The sequence below is a fragment of the Planctomycetaceae bacterium genome (assembly GCA_041398785.1).
In the GTDB taxonomy this organism is placed as follows: domain Bacteria; phylum Planctomycetota; class Planctomycetia; order Planctomycetales; family Planctomycetaceae; genus JAWKUA01.
The window spans coordinates 24,856-35,458 of record JAWKUA010000039.1; the positions used below are offsets into that span (position 1 = coordinate 24,856).

Annotated in this window: 6 protein-coding genes; all 6 read right to left on the bottom strand. The window is 60.6% G+C overall.

Features of this window, described 5'->3' with window-relative positions:
- Positions 1 to 141: 141 nt before the first annotated feature.
- Positions 142 to 1,137: a cytochrome c peroxidase gene (locus tag R3C19_25940; GenBank protein MEZ6063805.1), complete on the bottom strand. Its 996-nt coding sequence runs from the start codon at positions 1,135 to 1,137 to the stop codon at positions 142 to 144.
- 65 nt (positions 1,138 to 1,202) lie between these two features.
- On the bottom strand, positions 1,203 to 2,654 hold the full coding sequence (locus tag R3C19_25945) for a DUF1501 domain-containing protein (protein ID MEZ6063806.1): 1,452 nt from the start codon (positions 2,652 to 2,654) through the stop codon (positions 1,203 to 1,205).
- A gap of 84 nt (positions 2,655 to 2,738) precedes the next feature.
- A complete protein-coding gene (locus R3C19_25950) occupies positions 2,739 to 5,843 on the bottom strand; it encodes a PSD1 and planctomycete cytochrome C domain-containing protein (protein MEZ6063807.1) in 3,105 nt (1,034 codons plus the stop codon).
- Positions 5,844 to 6,164: 321 nt separating this feature from the next.
- Positions 6,165 to 7,169, bottom strand: coding sequence for a ketol-acid reductoisomerase (ilvC, locus tag R3C19_25955; protein ID MEZ6063808.1), 1,005 nt, complete (start codon positions 7,167 to 7,169; stop codon positions 6,165 to 6,167).
- Between the two features lie 247 nt (positions 7,170 to 7,416).
- On the bottom strand, positions 7,417 to 7,959 hold the full coding sequence (ilvN, locus tag R3C19_25960) for an acetolactate synthase small subunit (protein MEZ6063809.1): 543 nt from the start codon (positions 7,957 to 7,959) through the stop codon (positions 7,417 to 7,419).
- A 430-nt stretch (positions 7,960 to 8,389) separates the two neighbouring features.
- The gene (locus tag R3C19_25965; protein ID MEZ6063810.1) at positions 8,390 to 10,303 is read right to left on the bottom strand and encodes a hypothetical protein; all 1,914 of its coding nucleotides are present in this window, start codon (positions 10,301 to 10,303) and stop codon (positions 8,390 to 8,392) included.
- Positions 10,304 to 10,603 lie beyond the last annotated feature (300 nt).

Consider the following 10,603-nt stretch of genomic DNA (forward strand, 5'->3'; position numbering starts at 1 on the left):
CTTTACGTCAGGAAATTCTGAACGCGTGAATGATTCGGGTTCGCGTTTTGGTCGACCGTTGGCAGATATTCGAATGCATTCGAATCTCCGGTCCGCTCAGCGCAGCATTCGGGGCAAGTCTGGTTGCCGACGGAGGCGCTGTCAGGGCAGTTCCGGCGGCGTGATGTCCGGCGCTTTGCCCGTCAGAGATTTCAGGAAAGCGACGATCGCATCGATTTCCGAGAAACTGCGGCTTCGCAGAGCAGACGTGTCCGGCCGCAGTCCGTCAGGGCCGACATCCGGGATTCCGCGATAATAAAACGTGACGACTTCATCGAGCGTCTTCAGGGAACCATCGTGCATGTACGGCCCGGTTTCGGCGATGTTCCGCAGACTCGGAGTGCGAAACCGAAAGCGATCTTCCTTCCGACCGGTGATCGCGGCTCGGCCTTCGTCACGAAACGACACTCCCAGTCGGTAGTAGCCGCCATCGCTCAGCAGCGGGCCGTTGTGACATTCGACACAGCCGGCGTCGCCCTGAAACAACGCCAGCCCTTCTTTTGCTTCGGCCGACAACGCATCCTTTTCGCCAGCAACGTATCGATCGAATGGCGATGGTTGCGTAACCAGAGTCCGCTGAAACGCGGCCAGCGATTTGGCAATGCCGGACCGCTCCGGAGCAGTGTCGAAAACGTCGCGGAACAAAGTGACGTAGCCGGGAACCGCCGCCAGTTCAGCCTCAAGCTGTTCCAGCGGCTGGTTCATTTCCAAGGCCGACTGAATGGGCCCGAGAGCCTGTTCTTCCAGACTGTTGGCACGGCCGTCCCAGAACAACGTTTCGAAGTATGCGACGTTCAGGCAGGATTGCGTATTCCGTTGCAGCGGTCGACCGTTCGCGCCGGGTGACACAGCCAGTCCGTCGCCGTAGGCTCGATCCGGCAGGTGACACGTGGCACAGCTCATCGTGTTGTCGCCGGACAGGCGAGGATCGAAGAACAGCTTCCTGCCGAGCTCGACTTTTTCCGGCGTCGTCGGATTGTCAGCGGGAGCCGGAACCTGGTCCGGCAGCGGAGCAAGCTGGTTGTCGTCGGTCGGTTCCGCTGCGGTGCAGGGAGCCGCCGCGATGACGAACAGGAAGACTGCGGAGAGACAGCGCATGAATCATACTTCGCGATGGGACACCGACTGTCGGGGTGTCAGACGGGCACACGTCGGAGACGAAGCTACGCCAGAATGCCGTCCACGATTTTTCCATGCACGTCCGTCAGCCGGAAGTCGCGGCCCTGAAAACGGTACGTCAGCCGTTCGTGATCGATGCCCAGTTGATGCAGAATCGTCGCGTTCAGATCGTGAATGTGGACCGGCTTTTCGACAATGTTGTAGCTGAAATCGTCCGTCGTGCCGTAGACCGTGCCCGGTTTGATGCCCGCTCCGGCCAGCCAGATGCTGAAGCACCGCGGATGATGATCGCGGCCGTAATTGTTGCGACTGAGCTGGCCCTGACTGTAGACGGTGCGGCCGAATTCGCCGCCCCAGATCACGAGTGTGTCGTCCAGCAGCCCGCGCGCCTTCAGGTCCTGCACCAGTGCCCATGACGGCTGATCGATGTCGTGACATTGCATCGGCAGAGCTTTCGCAACGTCGCCGTGCTGGTCCCAGCCGCGGTGGAAGATCTGCACGAACGGAACATCGCGTTCCAGCATTCGCCGAGCCAGCAGCGCGCTGGCGGCGAATGTTCCGGGCGTCGTCACTTCCGGACCGTACATGTCCAGAACGTGTTTCGGTTCACCGGCGATGCTGGTGAGTTCCGGCATCGACGACTGCATGCGAAACGCCATTTCGTACTGAGCGATCCGGGCCTGAGTTTCCGGATCACCCAAACGGTCCAGCGTTCGTTGGTTCATTTCGGCCAGACGGTCCAGCATGCGTCGGCGGGAATTCCGGCTGACTCCATCCGGGTTTGACAGAAACAGCACCGGATCACCCTCGCGGCGCAGAGCGACTCCCGAGTATCGGCTCGGCAGAAAACCGGTGCCCCACAGCCGGTTGTACAGAGCCTGAGCTGTCTGCCGGCCACTCCATGTCGGCGTCATCACCATGAACGAAGGCAGATCTTTGTTGACGGAACCGAGCCCGTAACTGAGCCACGCTCCCAGACTTGGCCGGCCAGGTAACTGATGACCGGTGCAGATGTAGGTGATCGCGGGATCGTGATTGATCGCTTCCGTATGCATCGTACGAATGATGCACAGGTCGTCGGCCATCCTGGCCGTGTACGGCAGCAGTTCACTGATCCACGCTCCGGATCTTCCGTGCTGAGAAAAGCGGAACTTTGACGGAGCGATCGGGAACCGCGACTGACCGGATGTCATTGTCGTCAGCCGCTGTCCGTTGCGGACGGATTCGGGCAGATCTTTGTCGAACCACTTTTCCATTTCGGGCTTGTAGTCCAGCGTATCCTGCTGGCACGGAGCCCCCGCCATGAACAGCCAGACAGCTCGCTTTGCTTTCGGCGCGAAGTGCCGCAGTCCGTCCGGAACTTCGCCGGTCGTCATACCGTTCGCCGGTGAAGGCCCGGTCAGCGAAGCCAGTGCCGCCCCGCCAAGCCCGAGCGCTCCGCGAGTAAAAAAGTGCCGACGTGTTTCCGCCTGCATGTGTTCGTTGAGAGGGTTCATAGAATCGGTCCTGTTCAATTCTGTCGTTTCAGGCTCAACGGGCCGATCGTTCGTCCAGCCTGGGGCAACGCCCCAGGAACCGATCTACTTGCTGACTATCTCATCCAGATTCAAAATCAGGTTCGCCACCATTGTCCATGCGGCCAGATCGGTGGCGGAGAATTCCGCGGACGGCGGAATTGCGCCGATGTTGATGAGTTTCCGGGCCGCTTCCGGGTCCGCTTTGAAGTCAGTTTGATAGGCGTGGAAATCGTCGACGAGTGATGCCGCTTCGGATTCCAGCGGTGTGCGAAGAACGCAATGCCGCAGCATCCAGGATGCGCGATCGGTGTCGGACGTGCCGGCTTCGCGCAGAGTTTTTTCCGCGAGTGCCCGGGCACATTCGACGTATTGCGGATCGTTCATCATCAGCAATGCCTGCATGGGTGAATTCGTTCGTTCGCGGCGAACCGTGCAGGCTTCGCGGGACGGAGCGTCAAAGGTGCTCATCTGCGGAGGCGGTGCCGTGCGTTTGATGAATGTGTACAGCGTCCGGCGATGCACCTTTTCATGGCCTTCGTCCGCGGTGAACTTTGCCGTGTTGGAAGTAGAGAAACCGACGGCGTTCCACAGTCCGGACGGTTGCGGCGGCTTTACGCTGGGGCCGCCGATTTTTTCGACCAGCAGACCGCTGAGTGCCAGAGCCTGATCGCGAAGCAATTCGGCATCCAATCGAAATCTCGGACCGCGAGACAGCAGGCGGTTCCTGGGATCCCGCTGCAGCGCCAGGGGCCGGACCTGCGCCGTCTGGCGGTAGGTTGCCGACATCACGATCAGTTTTACCAGGTGCTTCACGTCCCAGCGATGCTCCGCGCCGGGAAGCTGCGGATTCATGAACTCGGAACTCAGCCAGTCCAGCAGCAGCGGATGCGATGGCGGTTCTCCCTGCGATCCGAAGTCTTCCGTCGTCTTGACCAGCCCGGTTCCGAAGAATTGCTGCCAGATGCGATTCACCGTCACTCGCGACGTCAGCGGATGGTTGTCCGATGTCAGCCATTTCGCCAGCCCGAGTCGATTGTTGGAAACGCCGTCCGGCAGCGGCGGCAGCGATTCGGGCACGGCTCGCGCGACTTCGGCTCCCTTCTGGTCGTACTCGCCGCGCGTCAGCATGTAGGCCGGTTCCGGTTGTGCCTTCTCACGATAGATGAGCGTGGTTGCGGCGCCGTCGTTGATGTCGGCAATCCGCTGTTCGAAATCAGCAAGCTGCTGCTTCAGCGGAATGACGGAGTCGCGAACAGCAACCCAGGCGTGTTCGAAAAAGTACCGCTGCATCTGCTGCATTTCGTCGGTTGACCGTTCAGCCGACGGCTTCTTCAACACGGCCTGAAGTTCTTCCGGAAGCGATTTCGCGCCAGCCGCCTGCTGATCGCTTTCCCAGCGCGCCAGGGAATCGTACAGCGGCGTCTGATCGAGCCGGCTGACGATTCCGGCTTTGTCCCAGTAAACGGTACCGTCGAATTGCGTGAACGCCCAGCCGTTGATCTGTGATCCCGGTGCCAGGCCGACGTCTGCCGCAGCGACTTCCAGACGCGTCCATTCACCGGGCGCGGGCAGATCTCCCATACGTTTGCGGCTGGGAGAATCGTCGGCTCCCCAGTCGATCAGGTTTTCGCCCCAGTACGCACGATGTTCCCAGCTTCCGTCGTTCCACTGCAGCATGATCTGCTTCGGTGGATTTGCCTTGTCGAGGTACACGTAGCAAAACAGCGCGTCTTTTTCCGCCACCTTCAGCGGTTCCGCGGCGTCCGTAAAGAAGTGCTGACTGAGCCCCTTCGCCGTGCGTTGATGACTTGAGTCGCCGCTGAACACCGGAGCCGGCGCCTTCACGAATTCCCACGGCGAATTTCCCTGAGCGTTTGCTCCGGCGGGGACGGCGTCGTCGATCCAGACAAACTCCGCAGGTTCCGCCAGCACCGGATCGCGCGGATTGGCCGGTTCGGAATATTCGATCGATGCCAGGAACTCGTCCAGTTGTTTCTCTGTCCGTTCTTTCTGAGATTTCAAATTTGAAATTTGAGATTTCTGTCCGTCGGTCAGCACTTTGAGGACCGGTTCGTGATCCTTTTTGTTGCCGTCCAGAGGATTGCCGTCGATGCTGTTGAAGTAGCCGTACAGCGCGTAGAAATCCTTCATGGTCAGCGGGTCGAACTTGTGGTCATGGCAGCGGGAACAATCCAGCGTCAGTCCCATAAACACGGTGCCGGTGGTGACGACTCGATCGACCACGTTTCGCATGTGGACTTCTTCAGCGATCGAACCGCCTTCGCTGGTCGTGACGTTGCAGCGATTGAAACCGGTCGCGATCAGTTGAGCTTCCGTCGGCTGGTCCAGCAGATCACCGGCCAGTTGTTCGACGGTGAATTCATCGAAGGCCTGGTTGCTGTTGAACGCGCGGATGACCCAGTCTCGATAGGCCCAGATTTCGCGATAGTTGTCCAGGTGCAGGCCGTGCGTATCGCCGTAGCGGGCGGCGTCCAGCCAGTAGCGAGCCATGTGTTCGCCATAGTGCGGCGACGCCAGCAGACGGTCGACAACCCTTTCGTAGGCGTCGGGCGAACCGTCGCTGATGAACGCTTCGACTTCGTCCACGGTCGGCGGAAGTCCGGTCAGGTCGAGCGTCACTCGCCGAATCAGCGACACGCGATCCGCTGCCGATGCCTGCGACAGTCCCGCAGTCTTCAGCCGGCGCAGAACGAAGTGGTCGATGGGATTGCGGACGGTTGCGTGTTCAAAGGCAGTGTCGTCGACGGCCGGGCGTTCGATGGGCGCGAACGCCCAGTGCTGGCCCCAGTCGGCACCTTCCGTGATCCACTGTTGCAGGAGACTGATCTCGTCCGCGGTGAGCTGCTTTCCAAAATCGGCGGGAGGCATCCTGCGGTCCGGGTCCGATGCGGTGATCCGCGCGATCAGCTCACTGTCGTCCGGCTTGCCGGCAACGATGGCAAATAAGCCGCTTTCGAGCGATCCCTTTGCGGATTCCTCCGCGTCCAGCCGGAGGCCGGCCTGACGTTCATGCTCATCGGGTCCGTGGCATTGGAAGCACTTGTCGGACAGGATTCCGCGAATCTGTTGTGAGAACGAAATCTCGTCGGCATGAACACCTGCCATGAACACAAACGGCAGCGCAGCGGCACAAACAACGCGAATCATGAGATAACTCGTTCGGCTGTGGAGTCAGGCATGCGTCGCAGACTGACTGGCGGGGCGTTGGCGGGAGGGACCGGCGACGACTGCCGCACGGCGCAGTCGGATTGTATGGCTCCGGCAGCCACGATGCAAAAACAGACTGCCCGCGCCACGATACCACGGGCATCGGTGACTTCGGTTCAACGGATCAGAGGCTTCGACCCCCGAACGTCGCGCGCGGAAGGTTCAGCCGCAACTTCGCGGTGACCGCGTCAGACGGCGGAACCTTCCTGGCAGTGCGTTCCAAGGCAGAAGCCGCTGGAACGAGACAGTGGTCCCCGCGACTCAGACCTCTTTGGAGTTAATCCAGCTCATCATGCGGCGAAGCTGTTTTCCGACGGATTCGATCAGGTGCATGCGTTCGCGGCGGCGGGTGGCGAAGAACGACGCCTGGCCGGCGCGGTTTTCCAGCAGCCAGTCGCGAGCGAACTGACCTGACTGGATCTCTTCCAGGATCTTCTTCATTTCCGCTTTGGTCTGGTCCGTCACGATACGCGGGCCGCGGGTGTAGTCGCCGTATTCTGCGGTATTCGACACGCTGTAACGCATGTAGTTCAAACCGCCCTGGTAGAACAGATCCACGATCAGCTTCAGTTCGTGCATGCATTCAAAGTAGGCCATCTCCGGCTGATAACCGGCTTCGACCAGCGTTTCGAAGCCAGCTTTGACCAAAGCGCTGACTCCACCGCACAGCACCACCTGTTCGCCGAACAGATCGGTTTCGGTTTCTTCGGCGAAGGTCGTTTCGATGACTCCGCCGCGAGTTCCGCCGATTCCCTTGGCGTAGGCGAGTGCAAGCTGTCGCGACGTTTCGGCGGCACCTTCGCTGAGTGCAATCAGGCTGGGAACTCCACCGCCTTTTTCGTACTCGCTGCGCACCAGATGTCCGGGTCCCTTGGGAGCCACCAGGGCGGCATCAACACCTTCGGGCGGACGCACCTGTCCGAAGTGAATGTTGAAGCCGTGGCTGCACATCAGCAGATTGCCGGGTTTCAGGTTGGGTTTCACGTCGCTTTGGTAAACGCCGCCCTGCACTTCGTCGGGCAGCAGAATATTGACCAGGTCTCCCGCTTTGGCGGCGTCGGCGGCGGACATGGGCTTGAATCCGTGACTGACCGCCAGGTCGTAATTCGGACTTCCCGGCCGCTGTCCCACAACCACTTCGCAACCGCTGTCGCGAAGGTTCTGTGCCTGAGCATGGCCCTGGCTGCCGTAGCCCAGAATGGCAATCGTCTTGCCTTTCAGCAGGCTGAGATCCGCGTCGTCGTCGTAGTAAACTCTGGCCGCCATAACAGTCTTTCAGTGTCTGATGGTTGATAGTGAGTTGTCAGTTTCCCCTGTCCCGGCGACCCGCGCGAGGTGAGTCTGCCAGGAACGTTCATCGATTGATCTGTGGCCGCCTGCCTGTCGTCCGTTTGCCGGAACAACCGAGTTTCCCCGGAACACCAGCCTGCCGCGGTGAAGGGCGACGCCTGCCGTGTTTTCCTGAGTCAGGCGACGGAAGGCGTCATTCGGACACGTCGCGACACGGCGTTCGTCACGTCTGCGAAACACCGGTGCGAGGCTCTTCCTGGAATACTTCGATCGGCAGATCATCCGTGATCACGCGGTCCCGCAGCATGGCGACGCGGCCGGTTCTGACCATTTCCAGAATGCCGAAATCACGCATGCGATCGACAAACGCTTCGATCTTGTTTTCGCGTCCCGACATTTCGATCATCACGTGGTCCGCTCCGACGTCCACGATGCGCCCGCGAAAGATTCCCGTCAGTTCGCGAACCTCACTGCGACGACCGCCGCTGGTGCTGACCTTAATCAGCATCAGATCGCGTTCGACGAAGTCCTCACCGGAGTAGTCCTGAACCTTGACCACAGTGACGATTTTTTCGAGCTGTTTGCGGACCTGATCCAGGACCTTTTCATCACCGTTTACAACAAACGTGATGCGTGAGAATTCCGGGTTTTCGGTCGCACCGACGGCAAGGCTGTCGATGTTGAAGGCTCGCGAGGCAAGCATGCCGGAGATGTGAGCCAGCACGCCGGGCTGGTTCATCACAAGCGCGGAAAGCACGTGTCGCATTTCGGCCGTATCTTCGGTAAGCAGTGCGCCGGAATGCTGACCCGGCACGTGCCGTGGACCGTCGCAACACCGGCCATTGCCCCGAATTCAGGGCAACGAGGCTCCGCAGTCTACGGCTGACCTCTCACATGAGCAACCGGCGACGGCGAAGTCGTCCGGATTCGGGAAAAACGGTCGCGTCCCGAAGTCGTCGCTCAGTCTCGCCGAGCCTTACGCTCCCGGCGTGTCATCGGGAGGAGCTTCTCGTTTCGGAGGGGCGGGATTTCTCAGTTTCTGAGCCCGTACCGGCGATCGTTGCCCTGTTGACACAGCGCCAGCGACGAACGGACCGACGCTGAACGGCCGGCTTCACTCCGATCATGCTCGCTTCGGGGCATTGCCGCGGTCGGTCAGCGGCAGGACGATCCGGGGATGAGCCGATTGTTCAAGGTTAGACGCCGGACATGTCCCACCAGGTGCCGGTGGTGCATTCGGCCGCCAGTCGAACCAGCAGTTCTTCGGGCAGCGGCGGCTGAGCTTCCGTTGCGACGACGTGAGCTTCCGCCTGCGGAGCCGGATTGGTTTCGTGCGGCACCGCATCGGGTCGTTCGGTGTCGGGCGTCGCTTCGGCAACGACGCGGGCTGGCTGCGGGTCAGCTTCCGGAGCTTCCACCGGCGTGCGTTTTGCTTCCACAGGCCTCTGCGCTGCGACGATGGCTGTGTCCACACGGGTCAGCGCCGGCGCGGAGGCGTTCGATTCGCGAGCTGCCAGCACACCGACTTCAAACTGAACTGCGGGGCTCCAGACCGACGCAGAACCGTCTGCGAAGATGGCTCGCACCCAGACGCGATAGTCGCCAGGATCCAGAGGCGACGGCGATGTGTATGACGTGCCTGTGAGGCCGTTTTCCACGATGAAAGTGAAGTCGACGTCTCTGTAGTCGACCCACAGATCGTAGGACTCGGCACCTTCGACGGCGGTCCACGTGATTGTGGTCTCAAAGCCGTCAATGACCTGTCCTGCTGTCGGCGACAGAACCAGCGGCTGTCCGCCGGTGCTATCGAAGGCGGTCACGTCGCTCCACGGACCGAAGTCGCCGCGTGTACTGACACCGCGCACCCACATGTAGTAGGTTCCCTTCGGCAGCGACGCTTCCAGCTTGTGAGATGTCATGGAGCTGGTTTCGCGAATGAACGGCTGCCGGGAGTTGCTGCGGTTGATCCAGATTTCATAGCGAGCCGCGTCGTCGATGGCTGTCCATTCGACGATCGGGTTTGCCGACGTCACCAGCGGGTTCTGGCCCGTGCGTTCCATGGCGGATGGAATCGACACGACCGGTGCCTGAACGGGTGTGATGAATTCGCTGCCGCTGCCCCACGCTCCGTACACCGTCGGTTTGCCTTCCGCGACGATGACGGCTCGCACCCAGTACAGATAGGTGTCGTCGGGCAGTTCGTTCAGTTGCAGCGAAGTGCCGCTGACCGTCCTGCGAACGAGTGGCCGTCCGCCGGCTTCGTGACCGGCCTGATTGATGACGAAGACTTCATAGTTGGTCGCTCGCGGCACCGCGTTCCAGCGAATCACCGGCGAAGTGTCAAACGCGGATCCGAATGGCCCCAGCAGCTCAACCGACTGACCGTAGTCAAACCGGAACGGAGCACTCCATTCCGAGAATCGCGTCGACGGCTGATCCAGCACACGTTCGGTGGGATAGATCGTCCGGACCCAGGCTGTGTAGGCGCCAAACTGCAGAGCGTCTTCGTCGGGAACGGTGAATTCCTGCAGATCACCGGTGGTGTTTTCCACGTTATACATGCGGCCCTGAACTGCCGTATCGTCGCGAATGAAGACCTGGAACGACGAGGCGCCGGGAGGTGTCTGCCACGTGATAGTCGGCGTGGAATCAAGAATGACGTTGCGGGGACCGACGCCCGTTGGTCCGGTTACGGTCGGCGTGACTTCAATGCGGAAGTCGTGTCCGCGCGACCAGGCGCTTTGAGTGTCGTCGGAGAAATTGGCACGCACCCAGACTCGAATGTCGCCGACCGGAAGTTCTTCGCCGTCGGCGGGCGTGTAGAAATTGAACGGTACGGCCGTTTCGCCGGACTTGACCAGTACGGTGGAAAACGTTTCGCGGCTGGAAACCCACAGGTCATAAGACACGGGATCGGAGTTGTCGACGGGATTCTGGACGGCGCTCCAGACGATCTGCGGCGTGCCGGTGGCGATCGTTCCGGTAGGTGCCAGAACTGTGGGAGCCGTCAGCAGCAGCCGGCTTTCCATCGTCTCAATCTGAGCGGGGGCCGAAAGAGTGTGGGATCGACGGTTTCCGGAACGGCTGCGGTTGGGCGTTGCGAACGTCATTGGGGGTTCCTGCCAGTCATTCGGTCTTAGGAATGCGGACGGTTCGTTCTCAGACTCAGAATCGGTATCGCCCGAAACCTCCCCGCCGTTTCAACGCAGTATCCCTACAGTTGTTAAAATATGCGGACTCGACGACCCCCCTGTCGCGCGCTTTCAGCAATCGTCAGGGTCAACTGCAACTGCCGGAATTCTCCAGACGGAACAGTCGCCTGTGGTGACGCACGCACAGCGGCAACGGACGGCAGTTGGTGCCGATTCCGGGGTGTCAGACGCTCATCCGGCGGTTTTCCAACACCGTTC